The following is a 23,974-nucleotide window of genomic DNA, read 5'->3' on the forward strand; positions in this document are numbered from 1 at the left end:
AGGATCACTCCATGCGTAAGTTGATTGCCGTCGCGGCCCTCGCCGCGAGCGCGGTGCTGCCTCTTGCTGCCCATTCGGCGGACAAGGTCCGCATCGGTTACTGGACCAGCGGCGTGAGCCTGGGCTACGGCTCGGTGCTCGAGTCCAAGGATTTCCTCGCCAAGCGCGGTATCGAGGCCGAGTTCGTGCACTTCCCCGACGTCAATGCGCCGATTCGCGCACTGGCGGCCGGCTCCATCGACCTGGCGTTCGGCGCCCCCCTGGCCGGGGTGTTCTCGACCGCCGCCGAAGGCGTGCCGATCCGTATCTTCGCCGCGACCCAGCCGGCCGACGTGCAGTTCGTGGTGCCGGCCGACTCGCCAATCACCTCGCTGGCCGAGCTCAAGGGCAAGAAGATCGGCATGTCGCCGGCAGGCTCGTCGGTGGCGGTGATCGCTGGCGCGGTGTTGGCGGGCAACCATGGCATCAAGGCCAATGATTTCTCCCTGGTCGGCGGCAACGAGTCGCGCCTGGCGCAGTTCCTGGCGCAAAAGCAGGTCGATGGCGCGGCCCTGCGCTCGGTCACCATCGCGCAGCTCGAAGACGAATTGAAGGTCAAGCGCCTGGGCAGCTTCGCCGAGGAATGGAAGACCCTCACGCACGCCGATGCAGTGCCGTACATCGGCGTTGGCACGGTCGCCGCCAAGCTGGTCGACGACCAGCCGGAGGTGGTTGCCCGCGTCATCGCCGGCCTGCGCGACACCCTCGCCTGGGGCAAGGCGAACCCGGATGAAGTCGTCCGCATCCTGCAGCAGAGCGCCAACCTGCCCGAGCAGGATGCCCGCGTGTACGTCGGCCAGTGGGATGCTATGAACCGCATCGCCTTCGAACCGGCGGACATCGAGACCCTGCGCCGTCAGCACCAGGTGTTCGTCGACGGCGGCCTGATCAAGGGCGAACTCAAGGACGACCTGTTCGCCACCGAACCCTACACCCAAGCCAAACACATCCACTAATCACGGAGACAACGACTGTGAGCAAGACCATGAAAGCCCTGGTACTCGACGAACACGGCGACCTCGACCAGTTGCGCGTCGTCACTGATAAGCCGATACCGGCAGTGGGCAGCGGACACGTGGTAATTCGCGTTGGCGCATCGTCCTTCAATTACCACGACGTCTTCACGGTGAAGGGCATGCCCGGCATCAAGGTGCCGCTGCCGGTGGTCATCGGCCTCGACCTGGCCGGCACCATCAGCGAACTGGATGAAGGCGTGGAAGGGTGGAAAGTCGGTGACCGCGTGCTGATCAACCCGCTGAAACCCGATGTCGGCCTGATGGGCGAAATGGTCGATGGCGGCATGGCCGAGTACGCTCGCGTCGATGCACGGCAACTGATCCGCCTGCCCGATGCGGTGAGTTTCGAACAGGCAGCGGCCTTGCCGGTAGCCTACGGCACCGCCCACCGCATGCTGATCACCCACAACACCGTGAAGGCCGGGGACCGCGTGCTGATCCTCGGCGCCAGCGGCGGTGTGGGCACCGCCTGCGTGATCCTCGCCAAACTGCTGGGCGCCGAGGTGATCGCCTGTGCCGGCAGTGACGAGAAGGGCGAGCGCCTCAAGGCGCTGGGCGCCGACCACGTCATCAACTACCGCGACACTGACTTCTCCAAATGGGCCATCGCCCAGTACGGCAAGCCGCAGCGCCGTACCTACGAAGGTGGCGTGGACGTGGTGATCAACTTCACCGGCGGCGACACCTGGCTGCCCTCGCTCAAGTGCATCAAGCGCGGCGGCACGCTGCTGGTGTGCGGCGCCACCGCCGGCCACGACCCCAAGGAAGACCTGCGCTATGTGTGGAGCTTCGAGCTCAACATCAAGGGCTCGAACAGCTTCTACGAAGACAACCTGGTCGGCCTGCTCGACCTGATCGCCGAGGGCAGGATCGACCCGATCATCGACCGCGTCCTGCCCCTCGAACAGGCCGCCGAAGGCCTGGCGCTGATCCGTGACCGCGAAGTGCTGGGCAAGGTGGTCATCACGCCCTGACCGGCCTGCAGCGACCCGTACCGTGCAATCGTCCGTTTGCGGGCGATTGCACGGCCTCCGAAACAACTCAACAGGATTGATCTCATGAGCGAAACGACACTTCCGAGCGCTGCCGACATCCAGGCCAAGCTGCTCAAGGGCCCCTATCACCAATGGCTGGGCCTGCAGGTTCAAGGGGTGGGTGAGGGCAGCATCGAACTCAGCGCGACATGGCGCGAAGAATGGGTGGTCAACGTCGAAGGTGGCTACACCCATGGCGGCATACTCGCCGCACTGGTCGACCTGACCGCGGACTGGGCGCTGGTGTCCAAGACCGGCAAGGGCGTGCCGACCATCGACCTGCGCGTCGATTACCACCGCCCGGCCAAGGGCGATCTGCGCGCCAAGGGCACGGTCATCAAGTTCGGCAAGCAGTTCTCGGTGGCCGAGGCGCAGGTCTTCGATGGCGAAGGCAACCTGGTCGCCAGTGGCCGCGGGGTCTATGCCACGCCTGCACCGAAGGCGTGATTCCATGAGTGCGGTACTGGATCACCTGGTCATCAACGCGCGCTTCGCTCTCGATGGGGCGGCAGAGGTATTCGCGGGGCTGGGGTTCACCCTCACGCCCCGGGGGCAGCATTCCCTCGGCTCGATCAACAACCTGATCATGTTCGCCGAGGGCTACCTGGAGCTGATCGGCTTGCCGGCCGGGGGCGAGCGTCTGCGGCAGGAAATTCTCGACAGTCCCCTCGGCATCGATGGCCTGGTGCTGGCCAGTGAAGACCCGCGCCGCACCCATGCGGCCCTGGTGCAGGCCGGTTTTCTGGTGCAGCCGGTGCAGCATTTCTCCAGGCCGGTGGAGGTCGATGGGGCCTCTGTTGAGGCACGCTTCGGCACCGTCCGGCTGCTGCCCGGGCAGTTCGATGCAGGCCGCGTGTACTTCTGCCATCACCAAACCCCCGAGTTGGTCTGGCGGCCCGAGTGGCTGGGCCATGCCAATGGCGTACACAGCATCGAACGACTGACGGTGGTCAGCGAGCAGCCGGTGCAGACGCGCGAGCTATTCGAGCGCCTGGGGCGCTTCGATGGGCGTTTCGCACTCGAGGTCATCGACGCGCAGGCCTGGCGCGCCCGGGTTGTTCAGACGCCAGAGGCCGGACAAGCGCGGCCGGAGCGTTTCGTGTCGATCGGCTTGCGCGGTGGTGACCCGGCGGATCTGGCGCAGCGTGCGGCGAGTCTTGGTTTGCCCCATCGGCAGGCGGCAGACCGGGTGGTGATTGCCATCCCGGCGTTCGCCACCGTACTGGAGTGCCTGGCATGAACCCGCAGACCCGTAACCTGGGCCGCGTGCTCGACCCGCTGGTCTCCGGCGAGCGACTGGCGTTCATCGGTCTGGACAATCAGCTCAACGAGTCGCGTTGCAGCTATGCCGAGCTGGATGCGCTGGCCGATGGTATCGCCCGTGGCCTGCTGGCCCGTGGGCTGGTGGCCGGAGAGCGCGTCGCGCTGCTGGCGTTCAATTCGCCGGCATCGATCGCCGCGCTGCTGGGCATCATGCGTGCCGGGCTGGTGGCGGTGCCGGTCAACCACCGCTTCCCGAAGGCGCTGATCGACTTCGTCATCGCCGACAGTGGTGCGCGCCTGCTGTTCTGCGATGCGTTCCATGAACAGGTTGCCGCGGGCAGGGCCTGGGTGTCGCTGGAGGCGGAGGGCCTCGAGGCATTCACCGAGCCCGGGGCGTTCAGCGCCTTCGAACCCGAGGGCGACGAGCCGGCGATGATGCTCTACACCTCGGGCTCCACCGGCAAACCCAAGGGTGTGGTGCTGAGCCACCGCGCCCACTTGTGGATCGTGCGCACCCGGTTGCAGGCCACGCCGCTGGCCGATGAGCGCACGCTGATCGCCGCGCCCTTGTATCACATGAATGCCCTGGCCCTGGCGCTGCTGGTGCTGGCCAGCGGGGCCACCGCGGTGCTGCTGCCGCAGTTCGGCGCTGCGGCCTACATCGAGGCGATCCAGCGTTACCGTTGCACCTGGCTGACCGCCGTGCCGCCGATGATCGCCATGATGCTGCGCGAGCAGGCGCTGCTGGCGCATGCCGACCTGTCCTCGGTACGGGTGGTGCGTATGGGATCGGCGCCGGTGAGCGCCAGCCTGCTGGCGCAGATTCACCGTTTGCTGCCCAATGCGCGGGTCATCAACGCCTACGGCACCACCGAAGGCGGGCCGGTAGTGTTCGGGCCTCACCCTCAGGGCCTGCCCAGCCCGGCGCTGTCGGTGGGGCATGCCCATCCGGACGTACAGGTGCGCCTGCGTGACGAGGCGGGCGCGCTGGCCGACGAGGGCGTGCTGGAGCTGAAAAGCCCGGGCTTGATGTCCGGCTATCACAACCGCCCGGATCTGGCCGTACCGTTCACGGTCGATGGTTTCTATGTTACCGGCGACGTGTTTCGCCGGGATGCCGACGGCTTCCATACCTTCGTCGGCCGCCGTGACGACATGTTCGTCAGTGGCGGCGAGAACATCTACCCCGGTGAGGTGGAAAAGCTTCTCGAGCGTCACCCCGAGGTGCAGCAGGCCTGCGTGGTGCCGGTCGAGGACGAGATCAAAGGGTTCAAGCCCATGGCCTTCGTCGTCCGGCGCCAGGGCAGTGCTGTCGGGGAGGCGGCCATCAAGGATTTCGCCCTGGCCCATGCACCGGCCTACCAGCATCCGCGTCGGGTGTGGTTCCTCGATAGCCTGCCGCTGGCCTCCACCCACAAGATCGACCGCAAGGCCTTGCTCGACAGGGCTCGGCGAAACCTCCTGGACAGTGACCGGACCACCGGACCGTCTGAATCGCAATCTGCCTAGGACCTACCACCATGCGCTTTGCTATCCGTTCCTTGCTGCCCCTGACGCTGGCCGTTGCCAGCCAAGCCCATGCCCTCGACGAGGTCACCGTCGCCCTGGCCATTCCACCAGCCGTCCACGACGGCGCGCCTTACGCTGCAGCCCAGGAGCTGGGCCTGTTCAAGGAGCAGGGGCTGAGTGTCAGTACCCTGGTGTTCCAGGGCGCCGGCGCCTTGCTTCCGCAGGTCGCCAGCAAGCGGGTGACCTTCGGTTTTCCGGTGGCTGAACCGGTGCTCTCCAGCCACTTCAACAAGAACCCCTTGCCGCTGCGCTACTTCTACAACGGCGTTCCCAGCCAGACCCTGGAATACCAGGTGCTCGCCGATTCGCCGATCAGGACCCTGGCCGATCTCGAGGGCAAGAAGATCGGTGTCGGCGCCCTGACCTGGGGCACGCTGCCCAACAGCCGCGCGGCCCTGCGCGTCGCCGGGCTGGAGCCTGGCAAGAACGTCGAGTTCGTCGCCGTCGGCGCGCTCGGCGCGGGCTTCCAGGCATTGCGCAGCGGCCAGGTGGATGCGCTCAACTTCAACAACAGCTGGGGCGACATGCTCGAGCTTTCCGGCACGCAAACCCGGCGCATCCAGTACCCCGAGGTGTTCCAGGAAAACCCCGGCAACGGCTTCATCGCGCACCAGGATACCTTCAGAGAAAACCCGGACCTGATCCGCCGCTTTGGTCGTGCCTATACCGAGGCACAGTTCGTGTGCGAGGTGAACCCGGCGTTCTGCGTGCAGGCGTTCTGGCGCCAGCATCCGGAAAGCAAGCCTGCCGATGCCCAGGGCAAGGGCCTGGAAGATGCCAAGACGCTGCTCAGCCGGCGCCTGCAACGTACCCTGTATTTCCCGGACGGCAGCCCGCGTGTGCCGGGGCAGTACGACCTGCAGGCGATCCGCGCGGCGGTCAAGGCGATGGCCGAGGCGGGCGAGTTCCCCAGCGCCGAGGTGCCGGTGGAGCAGGTGTTCTCCAACGAGTTCGTGCCGGCGTTCAACGACTTCGACCGTGATGCGCTGCGCAAGCGGGCAGAGGCGGCGCAATGAACCCGGCATTCGAGATCGACATTGTCGATGGCCTGATCGACCAACCGCGGCGCATTCGCGTAGGGGGGCTGAACCCGGGGCTGGCGCGCCTGACCACCACCCTGGAGCATCCCGATGGCAGCCTCTGGCAGAGCGAAGCCCGCTTCGACATCGCGGCCGACGGTGCACTAGATATCGATGCACAGCTGCCATTCGATGGCGACTGGAGCGAGCGGGAAGCGCTGGCGCCCGTGTGGGCGTTGCGTCAACTGAGCCCGCCCCGCAGGCCGCAAGCCAGCGAAGGGCTGGAGCCGCTGTCGATTCGCTTGCAGATCCGCGACGCGGCAGGGGCCAGTGCCTCGGCCACGCTCACCCAGCGCTTTCTCGCCCCCGGCGTGAGCCGCCGGGAAATTCGCGACGAGGGGCTCAGCGCCAGCTTGTTCAGCCCCGCGGCTGCGGGCCCTCATCCTCTGGTCATCGTGCTCAACGGTTCGGGTGGCGGCACGCCGGAACAACGTGCAGCGCTGTATGCCGCACAGGGTTACACAGCATTGGCGCTGGCCTACTTCAAGGCGCCGGGGCTGCCTGAGCAAATTAGCGACACGCCACTGGAGTACTTCGAGCAGGCGCTGAACTGGGCGGCGCGCACGCTGCAGCCGCGACACGGTTTCATCGCCGTCGCCGGGCTGTCGCGCGGCGGTGAGCTGGCGTTGCTGCTGGGCGCCACCTTTCCCGAGCGGGTATCGGCGGTGATCGGCTACGTACCGAGTGCGGTGATTCACGGCACCTTGCGTGCCGGGCGCCCGGAGCAAGCCCGCGACGCCGATGCCTGGACCTGGCGTGGCCAGCCGCTGCGCAATGTCTGGCGGGACAACCCGGCAGCCGACTGGCGGGCCTTCGACCAGCCACCCGAGCCCGGCGCGGCGATTCGCCAGGCGCCGGCGTTCGTGGCGGTGGAGGCACATGCCGCCAGTGTCGAGGCGGCGCGTATCCCGGTTGAGCGTATCGAGGGGCCGGTGTTGCTCATCTCGGGCAGTGACGATGGCTTCTGGCCGTCCAGCGCCTACAGCGAGCGCATGCAGGCCGAACTGCAGGCGGCCGGCCATGCCTGGCCGGTCACCCATGTGCGCGGCGAAGGGGCGGGCCACGCCATCGGCTTTCCGTTTGTGCCGACCACCCAGATCGCTAAGGTTCATCCGGTTGCCGGGGTACTGATCAGCGGCGGCGGCACCCCTGTCGCCAATGCCCGGGCCAACCGCGAAAGCTGGCACGCCGTGCTGGCCTTCCTTGCCGATGCGCTGCGTGCCCGCGAGGCGCAGTCATGAGCGCGGCCCTGACCCTGCAGGACACAGGGCTGACCTACCAGACCCGACGTGGCGAGATCCAGGCCCTGGCCGAGGTGAACCTGCGCATCGAAGACGGCGAGTTCGTGGCCGTGCTCGGGCCTTCGGGCTGCGGCAAGTCCACCATCCTCAAGCTCGCGGCGGGCTTGCTCGAGGCCAGCGCCGGGCAGGTCAGCGTGGCCGGGCAGGGCATCGACGGCCCGAGCCGGCACACCGGCGTGGTATTCCAGAAGCCCAATCTGCTGCCCTGGAAAACCGTGCTGAACAACGTGATGCTGCCGGCACGTACCCTCGGCCTGCCGATCGCCGAGGCGCGTCAGCGGGCACTGGCATTGCTCGAGCTGGTCGGCCTCGCGCCGTTCGCCAACGATTACCCGTTCGAGCTGTCGGGCGGCATGCAGCAGCGGGTCGGCATCGCCCGCATGCTGCTGCACGACCCGCGCCTGCTGCTGATGGACGAGCCGTTCGCGGCCCTCGATGCGCTGTCCCGCGAAGCGCTGACCCTAGAGCTGCAGCACATCTGGAGCCAGCAGCGTAAATCGGTGCTGTTCATTACCCACAGCATTCAGGAGGCGGTGTTCCTGGCCGACCGGGTGCTGGTCATGTCGCCGCGACCTGGTCGCATCATCGACGATGTGGCAATCACGCTGCCGCGGCCCCGTAGCCTGGACACTCTGGTCGATCCAACTTTCACCGCATTTTGCCAACAGCTGAGAAGGCATTTCACCCATGCGTAGACTGCTGCCCGTGCTTTACCCCCTGACCAGCCTGGCGGTATTGATCCTGATCTGGGACCTGTCCGTACGCCTGCTGGACATTCCCGATTATCTGCTGCCCGCCCCAGTGACGGTCTACCAGGCGCTGGCCGGCGGTTTCGCCGATGGCAGCCTGTGGCCACACATCGGCGTCACCCTGGGCGAAACGCTCAGCGGCTATGCCATTGGTTGTCTGCTGGCCATCACCTTGGGCGCCTTGCTGGCCGAGTCAGAAACCTTCGAGCGCTTCGTTTACCCGCTGCTGATCGGCCTGCAGGCAACCCCAAAGGTCGCCCTGGGACCGATCATTCTGGTGTGGTTCGGCTTCGGCATGACCTCCAAGATCGTGCTGGTGGCGCTGGTCTGTTTCTTCCCGCTGTTCGTCAACACGGTAAACGGCATTCGGCGTACCGACCCGGAGCTGCTCGACGCCTGCCGGTCCTTTTCCGCCTCGCGGCTTTACCTGCTGGTTCACGTGAAGTTCCCGGCCGCGGCCGGCGAGGTATTCGCCGGCCTGCAGATCGGTGTGTCGCTGGCGTTGATCGGCGCGGTGGTCGGTGAATTCCTGTCGGCCCAGCGCGGTCTCGGTTACCTAATTGCCTCCAGCTCGGTGAGCATGAGCCTGGCGACCATGTTCGCCGGGGTCATCCTGCTGGCCTTCATCGGCCTGTGCGGGGCACAGGGCGTGCGCTGGCTACAGCGCCGCGTAATCTTCTGGGAGCCGGGCGCCGCCCGGCCCCGTAAACAGTGAAGGAGCGTTTCATGTCGTTCGATTGGCGCAACCCCTACCCGACAACCCGTATTCCGTTGTTCGCCCGCAATGTGGTGTCGACCTCCCATCCCATTGCGGCCCAGGCCGGACTGCGCCTGCTGCTGGCCGGCGGCAACGCCGTGGATGCAGCCATCGCCGCGGCTGCCACCCTGACCGTGGTCGAACCGGTTTCCTGCGGGTTGGGCAGTGATGCCTTCGCCCTGGTGTGGGACGGCGACTCGCTGCACGGGCTCAACGCTTCCGGTACCGCGCCCGGCGCCTGGACACCCGAGTATTTTCGTCGGCGCTATGGAGAGGACGGCCATGGCCATGCGAAACGGCCCGTGCGTGGTTGGGATTCGATCACCATACCCGGCGCGGTAGCCGGTTGGGCCGCGTTGCACGAGCGTTTCGGCAAGCGCCCCTTCGCCGAGGTGCTGGCGCCGGCGGTGGAGGTAGCCGAGCGCGGCATCACCATCGCCCCGATCGTGGCGCACAAGTGGGCGGCAGCGGTTCCCGAACTGCAGGGCCAGCCGGGTTTCGCCGATGCCTTCATGCCCCATGACCGGGCGCCGCAGACTGGCGAGAAATTCGTCTTCGCCGATGCCGCGCGCACCTTGCGGTTGCTGGGCGAGCAGGGCGCACGTGCGTTCTACGAGGGTGAGATCGCCGAGGCTATCATCGGCCACGCCCGGGCCACGGGTGGCAATCTCACCGCCGCTGATCTACAGGGGTATCGCCCTGAGTGGGTCGCACCGATTTCACAGCGTTACCGTGGTTGCGAGGTGCACGAGATCCCGCCGAATGGCCAGGGCATTGCGGCACTCATCGCGCTGGGCATTCTCGAACACTTCGACCTGGCGGCTCTGCCGGTCGACTCGGCGGCGTCCCAGCACCTGCAGATCGAAGCCATGAAGCTGGCCTTCGCCGACGTTTACCGCTACGTCGCCGACCCGCGCAGCATGGAGGTCACCCCCGAGCAGATGCTCGAGCCGGCGTACCTCGCGCAGCGCGCCAGGGCCATCGACCCGCGCAAGGCCAGCCACCCGGGCTTCGGCCTGCCCAGGTCGGGCGGTACCGTGTACCTCAGCGTCGCCGACGAGGACGGCATGATGGTGTCCTTTATCCAGTCCAACTACATGGGCTTCGGCTCCGGCATCGTGGTGCCGGGGTATGGCATCAGCCTGCAGAACCGCGGTGCCGGGTTTTCCAGTGACCCGGCTTCGGCCAACGTGGTGGCGCCCGGCAAGCGGCCGTTCCATACCATCATCCCGGCATTCCTCACCCGTGACGGTGTGGCGCAGATGAGTTTCGGCGTGATGGGTGGCGACATGCAGCCCCAGGGCCATGTACAGACCCTGGTGCGCATGCTTGATTACCAGCAGCAGCCCCAGGCGGCCTGCGATGCGCCACGCTGGAAGGTCAACCGGGATTTCTCGGTGGACCTGGAGGCCAGCATGGATGCCGATGCCATACGCGGGCTGGAGGAATTGGGCAACCGTCTGAAGTCCGTGGAGGACCCATACATGGACTTCGGTTCCGGGCAGTTCATCTGGCGGCTGTCGGATGATCCTGCCCATGGCTATGTGGCTGCCAGCGACAGCCGTCGGGACGGACAGGCAGTAGGTTTTTGAGGTGGGATGGGGCATCTAGCCGCCGAGGTCTTGACAGTTCTCGAATGTACCGGTTGACGGGTTGTAGAGCAGGTCGGCGGCGCCATCGAGCAGCATATCGGTGAAGCCGTCGGCATTTACATCGGCGAAGCGCACCTTCACTTTGGTGCTCAGTTGGCAGAGCGTTCTGCCGCCCATGGTCAGCACGTTGAAGTATTCACTGCCCGCGGACCAGAGCCCCTGCTCGCTGAGGGCATAGTGGTGCTTGTAATAGCTGTGCTGCAGCGTGGGAATTGCTTGCACCACCAGGCCCAGGCACGCCAGCAGGCCGACGAGCCGGTACTGGCGCGTCAGCCAGGTTGGCCCGGGGCTCGCGGCGTAGCATGCCGATCAGGAACAGCACCAGGGACGGCAGCAGCACCAGCAGCGTGCCGGCGACCAGTAGCGCCAGGTAAGCCAGTTCTTCGTTCTCCAGGTAAAAGGCCGAGCGGCTGTCAAGATAGAGAAACACGCTGATCAGCACGTACAGGCCAACCAGCAGCAGGTAATGCGAGCTCCGTTTGAACATGGCTTTCCTTGTCGCTGTCCGCTGCGTTGTCGGGGGAGTGCGGGCAGTTAACACCGGCCGGCGCTATTCACCAAATCTTGTTACCCGATTGCCGATCTGCCGCGACGCAGACAAGTGCGACGCATTGGCGCAGGTGAATCCACAGGCCCATATCGAGTAGCCTTGCGCTTCTGTTTTGCGGCGGTCGGTAGGAGTCGGGCATTGAGTCACAAGAGTAAAGCGATTCTCTGGGGCAGCATGGGGCTCAGCCTGTTGGTGCTGGTCGTTCTGCTGCGGCTGTTTTTCGTCTGGGCGACCACCTTGCCGCTCGATGCACCGGTGCGCCTCGATCAGGGCGAAACCGTCGAGTTTCCGGTCAAGACCCGGACCCTGGAGTTCGACACCCTGGCGGTGGTGTTCTCCACGGGCGAGCTGCCGCTGTTCACGGTGCGCAAGCTGTCCGGCGGGCCGATCTGGGAGAACGAGCAGTGGGTCGAGTACCCGCCGGCGCCGCTGACCCTGGCCTGGAAGCTGCTGACCCCGGCTGGCGACCTGGTGTCCGAAGGGCAGGGGTCGCTGGGCGCCGAGCTGACCAGCTATGGCAGCGACGAAATCACCCGCGCCGTGGCGCAGATTCCCATGCAGCCCGGTGATTACCGGCTGCAGGTGCGGGTGCTCGACCCGGATGCGCGCTTTGGCGAAGTGGCCACCCGCCTGGCGTTCGTGGCACCCGGCAAGGGGCAGACCTGGGAAACGGCGGTGGCCTGGTGGGGCTCGGTGCTTTCCGGCGTGCTGGTGATTCCGCTGGTGATCATCTGCGGGCTGCTGACCCTGCACCACTTCGTGCGCTGGCGTTACGGCGCGCCGGCTGCAGACTGAGCCTCTAGCGGGCGGCCCTGGTGCCGCTCGCCTCAGAACCTGTTGCGCACATCGGTTGCCAGCAGCGCCTGTTCGAAACGCTCTAGAAACACCGCCTCGGCATGGGTGCGTTTCTGGTCGCGGTTCCATAGCAGGTAGACGTTCACGTCGATCACCCCCTCCGCCGGCGGCAGGCGCCACACCTCGCCGGCCTGCACATCCTTGGCGACGATATGTTCCGGCAGGCAACCGATGCCATAGCCGGCGGCCACCAGGCGGCGGATCTCGTCGAGGCTCGACGAAGAGGCGACGATGCGCCCGGTGAAGCCCTGCTGGTCACGAAAGATGGTCAGCGGCGACAGGTTGCCGCCAATCTGGTCGCTGGTGAAACTCACGAAGTTCTCGCTTTTCAGATCCGCCAGCTTCAGGTCGTTGCGCCCGAACAGGGCGTGGCGCTTGCCGCAGAAGAACGCGTAGCGCTGCTTGAGCATCACCCGTTGCTCCAGCCGCGGTTGTGGCGAGCGGCACAGGCTGAGCCCGAAGGACGCGGTCTTCTGCAGCAGGGCACTGACCACGTCGGAGCTGCGCAGCACGTCGAATTCGAACTCCACCCGTGGGTAGTCGACGTGGAAGTTGGCCAGGAAGTCGTCGTAGAAGCGCGACTCGATGCGGCTGATCATCAGGATGCGGATCTTGCCGGCGACGGTTTCCTCCGGCGCGTCGAGTGCCGGGCCCAGGCGCGACACCGTGCCGTACAGTTCGGCGGCGATCTGCATGACTTCCTCGCCGGCCTTGGACAAGGCGATGCGCGGCCCGCTGCGAATCACCAGGGCGCTTTCCAGCTGTTCCTCGAGACGCTTGAGCGCCTGGCTCACGGCCGGCTGGCTGAGGTGCAGGCGCGCCGCAGCGCGGCTGATGCTGCCTTCCTGGCCGATCACCAGAAAGGTACGCAGCAGGTTCCAGTCCAGCCGGTCGTTGAGAAAGCGGCGCGCTTCGGCGTGGCGATAACCCGCGTTCATCGGCGTTCCAGTATCCGTTTTACTTATACTTGAGTATTGAAATTAGAAGCTTTGCTTAGCATAGGGGCGGGGGCATGATCTGGCAATGCACCGTCAGAGTGCGACCGATCCCACCCGGGATGTGCTTTTCCTCCTGCCTATAAAAACCAATCCGGGAGCCTGCGATGACCACCCCCACCTCCACGCCGCGTCGTGCTGCGGCGGCCGCCTTCATCGGCACCACCATCGAGTTCTACGACTTCTACATCTATGCCTTCGCCGCCGCGCTGGTGCTCGGGCAGCTGTTCTTTCCCAGTGACAACGCGGTGCTGAGCACCATGGCGGCGTTCGCCACCTTCGCCGTCGGCTTCATCGCCCGGCCCTTCGCCGGCGTGGTGTTCGGCCACCTGGGTGACCGCCTGGGGCGCAAGAAGATGCTGTTGTTCACCATGGTGCTGATGGGCGTGGCGACCACTTGCATCGGCCTGCTGCCGACCTATGCCCAGGCCGGCATCTGGGGGCCGGTGGGCCTGGTGGCGCTGCGTTTCCTGCAGGGCATCTCGGTGGGCGGCGAGTGGGGCGGGGCGGTGCTGATGGCCAGTGAGCACGCGCCCAAGGGCCGCAAGGTGTTCTTCGCCTCCTTCGCCCAGCTGGGCAGCCCGGCGGGCCTGCTGCTGGCGCTGATTGCCTTTCGCGCGATCAGCGAGATGGATCAGCAGGCGCTGATGACCTGGGGCTGGCGCGTGCCGTTTCTGCTCAGCGGCGTACTGATGCTGGTGGGCCTGGCGATCCGCTTCGGGGTGCCCGAGTCGCCGGAGTTCGCCAGGGTCAAGGAGCAGAAGCAGACCTCGAGGAGCCCGGTGAAGGACGTGCTGCGCCACAACTGGCGGCAGATCCTGTTCGCCGCGGCGGCGGTGACCATCGGTTCGGGCGGCTTCTTCTTCACCAACACCTTCATGATCACCTACGTGACCCAGTATCAGGGCATTTCCAAGTCGACCATTCTCGACTGCCTGTTCCTGGTCACCATCCTGCAGTTCCTCTCCCAGCCCTGCTCGGCACTGCTGGCCGAACGCTTCGGCGAGGGGCGCTTCCTGAAGGGGGTGGCGGCGCTGTGCATGCTGGTGCCGTACCCGATGTTCCTGCTCGTGCAGACCGGCAACCTGGTCTACATGACCGCTGGTATCGCCCTGGCCGTGTTGCTGCTGGCGGCGCTGTATTCGGCGATCGCCGGCTACATGGCCGAGGCCTTTGCCGCCCAGGTGCGCTACTCGGGCATTTCCATCGCCTATCAACTGGGCAGCGGCCTGACCGGCGGCCTCACGCCGCTGATCGGCACCTACCTGGCCGGGCAGTTCGCCGGGCAGTGGCTGCCGCTGGCGCTGTTCTTCAGCGTGCTCGCCCTGATGTCGCTGGTCGGCGTGATCGGCCTGTCGCGCCTGCGCGCCGAGCAGCGCGCTACCCCCAGCCTGTCCAACCCGGAGGTCGTGAGCCCATGAGCAAGCCCGAGATCATCAGCGATGCCGAATGGCAGGCGCGCTGCGAGCTGGCCGCCCTGTACCGGCTGGTCGCCTACTACCGCATGACCGATCTGATCGACACCCACATCACCCTGCGGGTACCGGGGCCGGAGCATCACTTCCTGATCAACCGCTATGGCGTGGCCTTCGAGAAGATGCGTGCCAGCGACCTGGTGCTGATCAACCTGCAGGGCAATGTGGTGGATCGCCTGGGCGGCGAGCGGCGGGTCAACGCTGCCGGTTTCGTCATCCATTCGGCGATCCACGAAGCCCGCCCGGACATGTGCTGCATCGTGCATACCCACACCGCCGCCGGCATGGCCGTGGCGGCCCAGCGCGACGGCCTGCTGCCACTGACCCAGCATGCGCTGAAGTTCCATGGCCACCTGGCCTATCACACCTATGAGGGCATCGCCCTGTCGCTGGAAGAGCGCGTGCGCCTGGTGGCGGACCTGGGCAGCCACAAGGCGATGATCCTGCGTAACCACGGCCTGCTGGCCGGCGGGCCGAGCGTGGCCCACGCCTTTCACGAGATCTATTTCCTGGAGCGCGCCTGCCAGGCGCAGGTCCAGGCGATGGCGGCGGGCGTGGCGCTGAACATTCCCAGCGAGGAAGTCTGTCGGCATACCGCGGCGCAGTTCGCCCGTGATGGTATCGACGGCATCATCGACCTGGCCTGGCAGGCCGCCCTCAGCCTGATCGAGGAGCAGCGCGATGACTGGTGCCGCTGACCCCCTGCCCAGCGTGGTGCTGCTGTGCCGCGAGCGGCCCCTCGAGGACTGGCTCGCCGAGGTGTTCGCCCGCCACGCGCCTGAGCTCAGGGTGCTGCGCCCCCATGAGCCGGGCGCCGAGCGGGCCGAGGTGGCGGCCTGCTGGTACCCCGCCGAGGGCAGCCTGGGTCGCTTGCCGGCGTTGCGGCTGATCCACTCGATCGGCTCGGGTGTCGACCACCTCGAGCATGACCGCTCCAGGCCTGCCGGGCTTCCCGTGTGCCGGGTGGTTGATCCCGATCACTCCCAGGGCATGGCCGAATACGTGCACTGGGGCGTGCTGCATTTTCACCGAGGTTTCGACCAGGTGGTAAATGGCCGCGCGGGCCAGCAATGGCAGCGGCCGCTGCAGCGCGCCGCGCGGGATTTCCGGGTCGGCGTCATGGGCCTGGGCGCCATCGGCACGCCGGTGGCCAGGCGGCTGGCCGAGGCCGGCTATGGGGTGCGTGGCTGGGCGCGTACATCCCGCGAGTTGGACGGCATCGCCACCTTTGCCGGTGCCGAGGCGTTGCCCGGCTTTCTCGACGGCCTGGACCTGCTGGTCAACCTGCTGCCGCTGACCGCCGCTACGCACGGCCTGCTCAACCGCGAGCTGTTCGCCCATATGGCCCCGGGCGCCACGCTGATCAACTGCGGCCGCGGCGAGCACCTGGTCGAGGCCGACCTGCTCGACGCGCTGGCCGGTGGGCAATTGCGCGGCGCCTTGCTCGACGTGTTCGCCAGCGAGCCTCTGCACCGCGACTCACCGCTCTGGCAGGCGCCCGGTGTGTGGGTCACCCCGCATATGGCGTCCGCGGCCTCCGACGCCTGCATCGCCCGGCAGATCGCCGACAACCTGCAGCGCCTGCAGGCCGGCCTGCCACTGAACCATCAAGTCGATCCCGAATTGGGTTACTGAATCGCCGACGCGCCCGCGCCCGTCGGCCACATGACTACGGATAATCGCCATGAAAACCTTCTTCCATCCTCAGCAACGCCTGCATCACCCGCGCAGTTACCTGTCCCGCGGGCAGATGCGTGAGCCCCAGGAAATCCCCGCGCGCATCGACCCGCTGCTGGCCATGGCCCGCCAGCTCGGCTTCACGGTCAGCGAGCCGGCGGACCATGGCCTGGCGCCGCTGCGCGCGGTGCACAGCGACGCCTACCTGGACTACCTGCAGAGCGCCTACGCCCAGTGGCACGAGGTCGACGAGGACTGGGGCGACGAGGTGATGTCGAACATCTTCATCCGCGAGAACAACCCGCTGCGCGGCATCCTTGGCAAGACCGCGCGCTACCTGGCCGACGGCAGCTGCCCGATCGGCGAGCACACCTGGACGGCCGCCTACTGGTCGGCCCAGGCCGCCGTCGCCGCGGCCCTGGCGGTACGTGATGGCGAGCCACAGGCCTATGCGCTGTGTCGCCCGCCGGGTCATCATGCGCGGGCCGAGGCGGCCGGCGGCTTCTGCTTTCTCAACAATGCGGCCATCGCTGCCCAGGTGCTGCGCGCCAGTTTCCAGCGGGTCACCATCCTCGACACCGACATGCACCACGGCCAGGGCATCCAGGAAATCTTCTACGAGCGCGATGACGTGCAGTACGTTTCCATCCATGGCGACCCGACCAACTTCTACCCGGTGGTGGCCGGCTTCGAGGACGAGCGCGGCGCGGGTGCCGGCCTGGGCTACAACCTCAATCTGCCGATGCCCCACGGTGCCAGCGAGGCGGACTTCTTCACCTACCTGAGCCAGGCCGAGCAGGCGATCATCGCCTTCGCGCCCCAGGTGCTGGTGCTGTCGCTGGGCTTCGATATCTACGAAAACGATCCGCAGGCCAAGGTGGCGGTCAGCCACGCCGGTTTCGAAGCGCTGGGCCGTCGCATCCGCGCCCTGGGCCTGCCGTGCGTGGTGGTGCAGGAGGGCGGTTACGACATCGCTACCCTCGACGAAAACGCCGCGCGGTTCTTCAAGGGCTTGCTGGGCTGAGCCGATTACCAGGCGTCTTGCCGCGGTTTCGTCGAGGGCTTGCGAGGCCGGCGGCGCTGCACACCCCGATGCGGCAGCCGCACGGGGGACGGCGCTGCGCCGCGAAAAGCGTCGACGGCGGATATTTCAAGATATTTCCGCCGGGAAATGGAGGTGAACTAACGCTCCGGCAGGGCAATCTTCCCCTATGCGCTGTCAGCGCGAGCCTGTGCACCGGCTTTAGCCCCAGGATCGCTCAACGATAAGGAGCCACCGTGACCGTTACCACTCACCCCGACTACCGATACAGGCCAGGGCCGCTGCATGCGATGCTGCTGGCCGGAACCGTTCCACTGTTTCTCGGCGCGCTGCTGAGCGATATCGCCTACCAGAACAGCTTCCAGATCCAGTGGGCCAACTTCGCCGCCTGGCTGATCGCTGGCGGGCTGTTGTTCGCCGGCCTGGCGCTGCTGTTCGCCCTCGCCAACCTGATCGGTGCCGAGCGCAAGGCCGGTCGCCCGGTGCTGTATTTCCTGCTGCTGCTGGTCACCTGGGTACTCGGGCTGATCAACGCCTTCGAACATGCCAAGGACGCCTGGGCGATGATGCCGACCGGCCTGGTGCTTTCGGCCATCGTCGCCGTGCTGGCGGTGATCACCGCCTGGCTGGGCCTGAGCAACCTGCGTTCGGGAGGTGCCCGATGAGAACTGCAGGCACACTGACCACCCTGAGCATGGCCCTGCTGCTCGGCGCCTGCGGCGGCGAGGCGGACACCACCATCGAGCGCGGTCCCGACCCCAAGCTGCCCGAGCCGCAACGCGGCCTGTTGCCGAGCATGAAGATCGCCGAACCGGCGGAGTGGGGCGATAAAGTACCTACCGTACCGGACGGTTTCAGCATCACCGCGATTGCCACCGACCTGAAGATTCCTCGCCAGACCCTGGTGCTGCCCAATGGCGACATTCTGGTGGCCGAAGGGCGTGGCGGCAACGCCGCCAAGCTCAAGCCCAAGGACGTGATCGCCAGTTACATCAAGGCTCAGGGCAATACCAAGGTCAAGGGCGGCAACCGCCTGACCCTGCTGCGCGACGCCGACGGCGACGGCACCTACGAAACCCAGACGGTATTCGCCGAGAACCTCAACGCGCCCTATGGCCTGGCCTTCCACGAGGGCAACCTGTACGTGGCCAACCAGGACGCCGTGGTGCGCTTCGACTACCAGGACGGCCAGACCCAGGCCAGCGCTGCGCCGACCAAGGTCACCGACCTGCCGAAAGAGATCAACCACCACTGGACCAAGGCGATGACCATCAGCCCCGATGGCCGTTACCTGTATGTCGGCATCGGCTCGAACAGCAACATCGGCGAGCGCGGCATGGAGGTCGAGGCCGACCGCGCGCTGGTCTGGCAGATCGACGCCGCGAGCGGTATGCACAAGCCCTATGCGACCGGCCTGCGCAACCCGACCGCGCTGACCATCCAGCCGGAAACCGGCCAGCTGTGGGCGGTGGTCAACGAGCGTGACGAGCTGGGCCCGGACCTGGTGCCGGACTACCTGACCTCGGTGCAGGAGGGCAAGTTCTACGGCTGGCCCTACGCCTACTGGGGCCCCAATGCCGACACCCGCGTGCAGCCGCACAAGCCGGAAATGGTCGACATCACCATCAAGCCGGACTACAGCCTCGGCTCCCACGTGGCGGCACTGGGCGTCGACTTCTCCATCCCGGAGATGGGCGAGCAGTTCGCCAACGGCGTGTTCGTCGGTGAGCACGGCAGCTGGAACCGCGACAACCCGGTGGGCTACAAGGTGATCTTCGTGCCGTTCGCCAATGGCCGCCCGGCCGGCGAGCCCGTCGATTTCGCCACCGGTTTCCGTGGCGAGGATGGCAAGACCCGCGGCCGTCCGGTGGGCGTGACGGTCGACCCGAAAGGTGCGTTGATCATCGCTGATGACCTGTCCAACACGGTCTGGCGGGTGACGCGTAACCCGTGAGCAGGCGGTCCCGGGGCGCTCGGCCGCCCCGGGATGCTGCGGTTGTCGGGCGCCGATCATCCTGGCCGGCGCCCGGTAACGGCTCCATCGTTGCAAGCCCGGTGCCGGCGCAATGTCAGTGCTTTTGCCGTCATGCATTCCCCTCGATCACGGAGCCGGCAAAGCGCCTTTCGCTGCCTGAAAATCAGCCAAACGTACAACCGCCGGGCGCGCGAAAGCGCTAGGCTCGACGAACAGATTGGCGATCATTCAGGGAGTATCAAATGGCGGAAAAGCAGCATCACTACGACGTGCGCGTGACCTGGACCGGCAACGAGGGCAGCGGCACGGCGTCCCACCGCGGCTACAGCCGGGCGCACCGTATCGAAGCGCCGGGCAAGGTGCCCATCGAGGGTTCGTCCGACCCGAGCTTTCGCGGTGATCCGACACGCTGGAATCCGGAAGAGTTGCTGGTCGCCTCGCTTTCCGCCTGCCACAAGCTCTGGTACCTGGGCCTGTGTGCCGGGGCTGGGGTGGTGGTGACCGCCTACGAGGACAATGCCGAGGGCGCGATGCTCGAGCAGGCCGATGGTGCCGGGCAATTCACCTCGGTGGTTTTGCGGCCAAAGGTCACGCTGGCAGCCGGCTCTGATTTGCAGAAGGCCAAAGCCTTGCACCATGAGGCCCACGCCATGTGCTTTATCGCCCGCTCGATGAATTTCCCGGTCAGCCATGAACCCGAACTGCTGATCGGCACGGCTGGCTGAACGGCGCGGGCCGCCCCGATACCGAGGCGGCCCGCATTCCGCTAGCGGCGGCGGAAGATCATGCCACCGTGGTGCAGCGTATCCTGGTCGACGAACTCGCCGTCGGCGGTGAAGCCGGTGTCGTCCCAGTAATCGATATGCGTGCCGTTGATCTCGTAGCGACCCTGATAGGCGCTTTCCCTGGTGCCGCGCGCTTCGTCGTAGCGGTTGTCTGGCAGCAGTTCGTGGCGGATCTGGCCGTCGTCGGTGACCCACATACCCACGTAGGGATGGTTGGCCATGGCGTTCTCCTGGTTTGGCGGTGTGGCCGCCGTGGTCGGCTGGGAGGCGAGCACCGCACAGGGGGCCGCCAGAAGGAGCGCGCTCAGCAGCAGGGCGCGCAGGCAGGTTGCTCGGTAGCTCATGGCCGTCATGCCGGGTCGGGGATGCGCTGCAGCACATCGTCATAGGCCGGCAGGTCGAGGTAGGCCGACACCTCGTAGGCCTTGCCGTCGCGCATGCGGAAGATCCACGCGTAGCTGTTGCGATAGGGCTGGCCATCGCCGGCCATGCCGGTGCCGTCCCACTGGATGATCACGTGGTCGCCATCGGCCCACACCTGCTTGCTGACTGGGCGGACCGGCGTGGACAGGCGAGCGGCGAACGGCTGTACCGCCTTGCTCACGAATTCGTCCACGCCGCGATAGACCCCGGCGCTGGGGCCCGAGCCCTTGATGGTCCACACCACGTCGGGCGTCAGGATGTCGCGAAAGAAGGTGTTGCCGCCGGCCGCCCAGTGGTCGAAGGCCTGGCTGACCGCCTGCTTGTTGCGAGCCTCGACATTCGCGTCGGCCTGGGCCAGGCCCGGCACCAGGGCGCCGAGCAACAGGGCTCCGTACAGGGCGGCGACGCGGGTGTTACCAGAGGTGGTGATACGCATGGCTGAACTCCTCTTCATTGTTTGATCCATCTGATCGGCGTGCCTGATCTATGCTGGCCGGTGTCTGCGTCTCGCCTGCCTGATCGTCCGAGCCCCTGGGGCTGTCGAGCGCGACTCAGGTGAGGCAAGATGGGCGTTGCACAGGCCTGCCCGCCGATCCGTCATGAACGAGTCTGCCCGTGCAGCCTGCTGTGGCCGTAGCTGGATCGTCCCGGATACTTACCTGATCATCCGCTTGAAAAACCTTGTAAAACCTTGGGTGTGCAAAGGAGAAGCCATGGATTCGCTGCACAAGCTGGTACAGATCATCGGCCGCCATACGCCCGGTGACGGCATTCAGCCGACGCCGATTCCCGGCGTCAGCCTGGTGCGTTCCGCCACGCCCACGGTGCCGATGCCGGTGGTCTACGAGCCGACCCTTTGCCTGATCGTCCAGGGCCGCAAGCGGGTAACGGCCGGCACCACCACCTACGTCTACGATGCGGCCAATTACCTGATCGCCTCCGTGGACGTGCCGGTGATGGGTTCGGTGATCGAGGCGAGCGAGGAGCGGCCCTACCTGTGCCTGGTGGTCGATCTGGACATGACCGTGCTGAGCGATTTGGCCCTGCGTTATCCGGCGGATGACAAGGATGGCGCGCCCGCTGCCGGTATCCAGCTCGGCGAAACCACGCCTGAGCTGCTCGATGCCGCCGCCCGGCTCGCCAGCCTGCTGGACGCGCCCGGCGATATCGCCGAGCTGGCGCCGCTGACGGTGCGCGAAATCCTCTACCGCCTGCTGATCGGCAGTGGCGGGGCCATGGTGCGGCAGATGGTCAGGGCCGACAGCCGCCTCAGCCAGATCGCCAAGGCCATCGTCTGGTTGCGCAGCCATTACGCCGAGGCCTGCCGAATCGACGAGATGGCCGATATCGCCGGCATGAGCCGCTCCACCTTCCACGCCCACTTCAAGGCCGTCACGGCCATGAGCCCGCTGGAATTTCGCACCCATTTGCGCCTGCAGGAGGCGCGTCGCCTGATGGTCGCCGAAGCGCTGGATGCCGCGGGCGCCGGCTACCGTGTGGGCTACGAGAGCCCTTCGCAGTTCAGCCGCGATTACGCACGGCTGTTCGGCCTGCCGCCAGCCCGGGATGCCAGCCGGCTGCGGGATAGTGCCTGGGCACCTGCCCAGCCGGCGGAGGCCGTCGCGGCTGAGATGTGAAGTAATTTTTCCTGGTTGGAACCGGAACTTTTCCGCGAACTTACAATTGATTTACCGGCTTTTCGACTCGTTATAATTTGCAACGAGTCGCCACTTGAGAACCGCACAGCGCCTGCTAGATTGGCGCTGCGACGCCGGGCCCCTCTGACAGCTACCAGGCTGCCATGTCGGAGTTGCAGTTTGTACAACTCTGACTTAGGAGGGGCTCATGAGCACCCTAGTACCGTTCCTCACCGCCGACTTCCTCGGCACGCCAGCCTGGTTCTGGCTGATCTTCATCACCATCGTTGTCAGCCTGCTGGTCTTCGACCTCGGGGTGCTGCACCGCGAGCACCGCGAAATCGGCGTCAAGGAAAGCCTGCTGCTATCCGGCGGCTACATCACCGCAGGCCTGCTGTTCGGCCTGTGGGTCTGGCACATGAAAGGCGCCGCCTCCGGTATGGATTTCTATACCGGTTTTCTGATCGAGAAATCGCTGTCCATGGACAACGTGTTCCTGATGGCGATGATCTTCAGCTTCCTGGCCATCCCGCGTAAGTACCAGCACGAGGTGCTGTTCTGGGGCATCCTCGGGGTCATCGTGCTGCGCGCGATCATGATCGGCCTGGGCGCCGCCCTGATCTCCGAGTTCAGCTGGATTCTCTACGTGTTCGGCGCCTTCCTGCTGCTGACCGGCGTGAAGATGCTGTTCAGCAAGGTCGACGACCACCCGGACCTGTCCGAGAACAAGCTGATCAAGTTCGTGCGCCGGCACATGCGTGTCACCGACCGCCTGCACGAGGGCCGCTTCTTCGTGCGTCAGCCGGATGCCAACGGCAACATGGTGCGCTGGGCCACGCCGCTGTTCCTGGCGCTGGTGCTGATCGAGTGTGCCGACCTGGTGTTCGCCATCGACAGCGTGCCGGCTATCTTCGCCATCACCCAGGATCCGTTCATCGTCTACACCTCGAACATCTTCGCGATCCTCGGTCTGCGCGCGCTGTACTTCGCCCTGGCGGCGATGATCCACCGCTTCGCCTACCTCAAGTACGCCCTGGCCCTGGTGCTGGTGTTCATCGGCGGCAAGATCTTCCTGGTCGGCATCATCGGCAAGACCCCGCCGGTGATCTCCCTGAGCGTGACCCTGGGCCTGCTGATCGGTGGCGTGCTGCTGTCGCTGTGGAAGACCCGCAACGACCCGCCGGCCCTCGACGCTGAAAAGACCCCTCACTGACGATCCAACGCCCCGGCGCGGCCGGGGCTCACCACAGGAGATGAGCCATGAATCCATCCCCCCTTTCCGCGCTGGCACTGGTCGCCGTGATCGGCCTGACCCTGGCCGGCTGCGAGATGGCCGAAGAATCGGCGCAGAAGTTCACCGAAAAGGCCGAGCAGGCCGTGCAGGACATTGCCCGCGAAGCGGTCAGCGATACGGTCACTGCCTTCAACAAGCAGATCGACGAGGTGCAGAAAACCACCAACGAAATGCTCGGCAAACCGGAGAAGGAGGGCGCCAAGGAAGACGTCGAGAGCGATGCACAGCCAAAGGCCGAGGATGAGCAACCGCGCACGCCTGGCACCGGTGGCGTAGAAACCTGAGCCGGCGGCCCAGGATTATGAACCGCGGGCAGGGAAGGGATGCCCTATCAGCCAACGCGGCGTTTTTCATAGCGGACATCGCGCTCGTCTACCCTGGCAACCTGCGCCCAGCCGTGGCGACGGTAAAAGCCGTTGGCACGAACGGCCGCGTGGCCATCGGTCAGCAGATAAATGACCTCATGGTTGGCGAACAATGCCTGCTCGGCAGCCTCCAGCAACATCGCGCCAAGCCCCCTGCCTTCGCACTGCGGGCGAACGAACAGCGCGAACAGCTCGCCGGCCTCGGCATCGATCATCGCAAAGCCCGCTGCAGCGCCTTCTAACTCCGCCACCCATACGCACGCTGATTCTTCTATCGCCTGTTGCAGAGCGGCAGCCGTGATACCCATTTCTCTTAGTTGCTCACGGGATAGGTGGTTCTCGACGACGCTGGTACGGATCTCGAATAGCGTCTCGATATCCGCGCATGTGGCCAGGCGGATGGTTGCGGTCATGATGAAGCTCCTTATTTTACGTCTGCCGC

At 66.0% G+C, this 23,974-nt stretch carries 27 protein-coding genes; 21 read left to right on the forward strand and 6 right to left on the reverse strand.

Annotation, left to right across the window (positions count from 1 at the left end):
• The first annotated feature begins 11 nt into the window (after nt 1-11).
• The 10 genes from K8U54_RS17105 (at nt 12) to K8U54_RS17150 (ending at nt 10,399) form a co-directional block, all read left to right on the forward strand.
• Nucleotides 12-995 (forward strand): ABC transporter substrate-binding protein, encoded by a 984-nt coding sequence (locus K8U54_RS17105; protein ID WP_249906938.1) that lies wholly within the window; start codon nt 12-14, stop codon nt 993-995.
• Nucleotides 996-1,012: 17 nt separating this feature from the next.
• Nucleotides 1,013-2,029, forward strand: coding sequence for a zinc-binding dehydrogenase (locus K8U54_RS17110; RefSeq protein ID WP_249906939.1), 1,017 nt, complete (start codon nt 1,013-1,015; stop codon nt 2,027-2,029).
• 84 nt (nt 2,030-2,113) lie between these two features.
• Nucleotides 2,114-2,536: a PaaI family thioesterase gene (locus K8U54_RS17115; RefSeq protein WP_249906940.1), complete on the forward strand. Its 423-nt coding sequence runs from the start codon at nt 2,114-2,116 to the stop codon at nt 2,534-2,536.
• A 4-nt stretch (nt 2,537-2,540) separates the two neighbouring features.
• Nucleotides 2,541-3,329 (forward strand): VOC family protein, encoded by a 789-nt coding sequence (locus tag K8U54_RS17120; protein WP_249906941.1) that lies wholly within the window; start codon nt 2,541-2,543, stop codon nt 3,327-3,329.
• Nucleotides 3,326-4,861, forward strand: coding sequence for a class I adenylate-forming enzyme family protein (locus K8U54_RS17125; RefSeq protein WP_249906942.1), 1,536 nt, complete (start codon nt 3,326-3,328; stop codon nt 4,859-4,861). The genes K8U54_RS17120 and K8U54_RS17125 overlap by 4 nt, the downstream gene beginning before the upstream one ends.
• 11 nt (nt 4,862-4,872) lie before the next feature.
• On the forward strand, nt 4,873-5,937 hold the full coding sequence (locus tag K8U54_RS17130) for an ABC transporter substrate-binding protein (RefSeq protein ID WP_249906943.1): 1,065 nt from the start codon (nt 4,873-4,875) through the stop codon (nt 5,935-5,937).
• The gene (locus K8U54_RS17135) at nt 5,934-7,241 is read left to right on the forward strand and encodes an acyl-CoA thioesterase/bile acid-CoA:amino acid N-acyltransferase family protein (protein WP_249906944.1); all 1,308 of its coding nucleotides are present in this window, start codon (nt 5,934-5,936) and stop codon (nt 7,239-7,241) included. The genes K8U54_RS17130 and K8U54_RS17135 overlap by 4 nt, the downstream gene beginning before the upstream one ends.
• Nucleotides 7,238-7,996 (forward strand): ABC transporter ATP-binding protein, encoded by a 759-nt coding sequence (locus K8U54_RS17140; protein WP_249906945.1) that lies wholly within the window; start codon nt 7,238-7,240, stop codon nt 7,994-7,996. The genes K8U54_RS17135 and K8U54_RS17140 overlap by 4 nt, the downstream gene beginning before the upstream one ends.
• Complete coding sequence (locus K8U54_RS17145) at nt 7,989-8,765, forward strand: ABC transporter permease (RefSeq protein ID WP_249906946.1); 777 nt, start codon at nt 7,989-7,991, stop codon at nt 8,763-8,765. Before K8U54_RS17140 ends, K8U54_RS17145 begins: the two co-directional genes overlap by 8 nt.
• An 11-nt stretch (nt 8,766-8,776) precedes the next feature.
• Nucleotides 8,777-10,399 carry a gamma-glutamyltransferase family protein gene (locus tag K8U54_RS17150; RefSeq protein WP_249906947.1) on the forward strand — a complete coding sequence of 541 codons (1,623 nt, stop codon included), beginning with the start codon at nt 8,777-8,779 and terminating at the stop codon, nt 10,397-10,399.
• A gap of 15 nt (nt 10,400-10,414) precedes the next feature.
• Here K8U54_RS17150 and K8U54_RS17155 read toward each other — a convergent pair whose 3' ends face one another.
• A complete protein-coding gene (locus K8U54_RS17155) occupies nt 10,415-10,576 on the reverse strand; it encodes a hypothetical protein (protein ID WP_249906948.1) in 162 nt (53 codons plus the stop codon).
• A gap of 19 nt (nt 10,577-10,595) precedes the next feature.
• The gene (locus tag K8U54_RS17160; RefSeq protein WP_249906949.1) at nt 10,596-10,946 is read right to left on the reverse strand and encodes a hypothetical protein; all 351 of its coding nucleotides are present in this window, start codon (nt 10,944-10,946) and stop codon (nt 10,596-10,598) included.
• 201 nt (nt 10,947-11,147) lie between these two features.
• Between K8U54_RS17160 and K8U54_RS17165 the strand changes: the two genes are divergently transcribed.
• The gene (locus K8U54_RS17165) at nt 11,148-11,804 is read left to right on the forward strand and encodes a hypothetical protein (protein ID WP_249906950.1); all 657 of its coding nucleotides are present in this window, start codon (nt 11,148-11,150) and stop codon (nt 11,802-11,804) included.
• A 32-nt stretch (nt 11,805-11,836) separates the two neighbouring features.
• Here the strand turns inward: K8U54_RS17165 and K8U54_RS17170 are convergent, their stop codons facing one another.
• Nucleotides 11,837-12,802, reverse strand: a complete 966-nt coding sequence (locus K8U54_RS17170; RefSeq protein WP_249906951.1) for a LysR family transcriptional regulator — start codon at nt 12,800-12,802, stop codon at nt 11,837-11,839.
• Between the two features lie 164 nt (nt 12,803-12,966).
• Here K8U54_RS17170 and K8U54_RS17175 point away from each other — a divergent pair, with 164 nt between their 5' ends.
• From K8U54_RS17175 to K8U54_RS17205, 7 genes are all read left to right on the forward strand, one after another.
• Nucleotides 12,967-14,280 (forward strand): MFS transporter, encoded by a 1,314-nt coding sequence (locus K8U54_RS17175; RefSeq protein WP_249906952.1) that lies wholly within the window; start codon nt 12,967-12,969, stop codon nt 14,278-14,280.
• On the forward strand, nt 14,277-15,032 hold the full coding sequence (locus K8U54_RS17180) for a class II aldolase/adducin family protein (RefSeq protein WP_249906953.1): 756 nt from the start codon (nt 14,277-14,279) through the stop codon (nt 15,030-15,032). The genes K8U54_RS17175 and K8U54_RS17180 overlap by 4 nt, the downstream gene beginning before the upstream one ends.
• Nucleotides 15,016-15,969 carry a 2-hydroxyacid dehydrogenase gene (locus K8U54_RS17185; RefSeq protein WP_249906954.1) on the forward strand — a complete coding sequence of 318 codons (954 nt, stop codon included), beginning with the start codon at nt 15,016-15,018 and terminating at the stop codon, nt 15,967-15,969. Before K8U54_RS17180 ends, K8U54_RS17185 begins: the two co-directional genes overlap by 17 nt.
• A 49-nt stretch (nt 15,970-16,018) precedes the next feature.
• Nucleotides 16,019-17,035, forward strand: a complete 1,017-nt coding sequence (locus K8U54_RS17190) for a histone deacetylase family protein (RefSeq protein WP_249906955.1) — start codon at nt 16,019-16,021, stop codon at nt 17,033-17,035.
• A 254-nt stretch (nt 17,036-17,289) separates the two neighbouring features.
• The gene (locus tag K8U54_RS17195) at nt 17,290-17,718 is read left to right on the forward strand and encodes a DUF2231 domain-containing protein (RefSeq protein ID WP_249906956.1); all 429 of its coding nucleotides are present in this window, start codon (nt 17,290-17,292) and stop codon (nt 17,716-17,718) included.
• Nucleotides 17,715-19,007, forward strand: a complete 1,293-nt coding sequence (locus K8U54_RS17200; protein ID WP_249906957.1) for a PQQ-dependent sugar dehydrogenase — start codon at nt 17,715-17,717, stop codon at nt 19,005-19,007. Before K8U54_RS17195 ends, K8U54_RS17200 begins: the two co-directional genes overlap by 4 nt.
• Nucleotides 19,008-19,270: 263 nt before the next feature.
• Nucleotides 19,271-19,753 carry an OsmC family protein gene (locus K8U54_RS17205; RefSeq protein ID WP_249906958.1) on the forward strand — a complete coding sequence of 161 codons (483 nt, stop codon included), beginning with the start codon at nt 19,271-19,273 and terminating at the stop codon, nt 19,751-19,753.
• Nucleotides 19,754-19,794: 41 nt separating this feature from the next.
• On the opposite strand, the gene K8U54_RS17210 is transcribed toward K8U54_RS17205, so the two are convergent.
• Both K8U54_RS17210 and K8U54_RS17215 read right to left on the reverse strand, forming a co-directional pair.
• Nucleotides 19,795-20,034, reverse strand: a complete 240-nt coding sequence (locus tag K8U54_RS17210; RefSeq protein WP_249910462.1) for an Atu4866 domain-containing protein — start codon at nt 20,032-20,034, stop codon at nt 19,795-19,797.
• Nucleotides 20,035-20,162: 128 nt separating this feature from the next.
• Nucleotides 20,163-20,672, reverse strand: a complete 510-nt coding sequence (locus tag K8U54_RS17215; protein WP_249906959.1) for a nuclear transport factor 2 family protein — start codon at nt 20,670-20,672, stop codon at nt 20,163-20,165.
• Nucleotides 20,673-20,949: 277 nt separating this feature from the next.
• Between K8U54_RS17215 and K8U54_RS17220 the strand changes: the two genes are divergently transcribed.
• The 3 genes from K8U54_RS17220 (at nt 20,950) to K8U54_RS17230 (ending at nt 23,451) form a co-directional block, all read left to right on the forward strand.
• Nucleotides 20,950-21,873 (forward strand): AraC family transcriptional regulator, encoded by a 924-nt coding sequence (locus K8U54_RS17220; RefSeq protein ID WP_249906960.1) that lies wholly within the window; start codon nt 20,950-20,952, stop codon nt 21,871-21,873.
• A gap of 208 nt (nt 21,874-22,081) precedes the next feature.
• Nucleotides 22,082-23,086 carry a TerC family protein gene (locus K8U54_RS17225; protein ID WP_249906961.1) on the forward strand — a complete coding sequence of 335 codons (1,005 nt, stop codon included), beginning with the start codon at nt 22,082-22,084 and terminating at the stop codon, nt 23,084-23,086.
• A gap of 47 nt (nt 23,087-23,133) precedes the next feature.
• A complete protein-coding gene (locus K8U54_RS17230; protein WP_249906962.1) occupies nt 23,134-23,451 on the forward strand; it encodes a hypothetical protein in 318 nt (105 codons plus the stop codon).
• A gap of 47 nt (nt 23,452-23,498) precedes the next feature.
• On the opposite strand, the gene K8U54_RS17235 is transcribed toward K8U54_RS17230, so the two are convergent.
• Nucleotides 23,499-23,945, reverse strand: coding sequence for a GNAT family N-acetyltransferase (locus tag K8U54_RS17235; RefSeq protein WP_249906963.1), 447 nt, complete (start codon nt 23,943-23,945; stop codon nt 23,499-23,501).
• Nucleotides 23,946-23,974 lie beyond the last annotated feature (29 nt).

It is taken from the genome of Pseudomonas fulva (assembly GCF_023517795.1).
Classification (GTDB): Bacteria; Pseudomonadota; Gammaproteobacteria; order Pseudomonadales; family Pseudomonadaceae; genus Aquipseudomonas; species Aquipseudomonas fulva_D.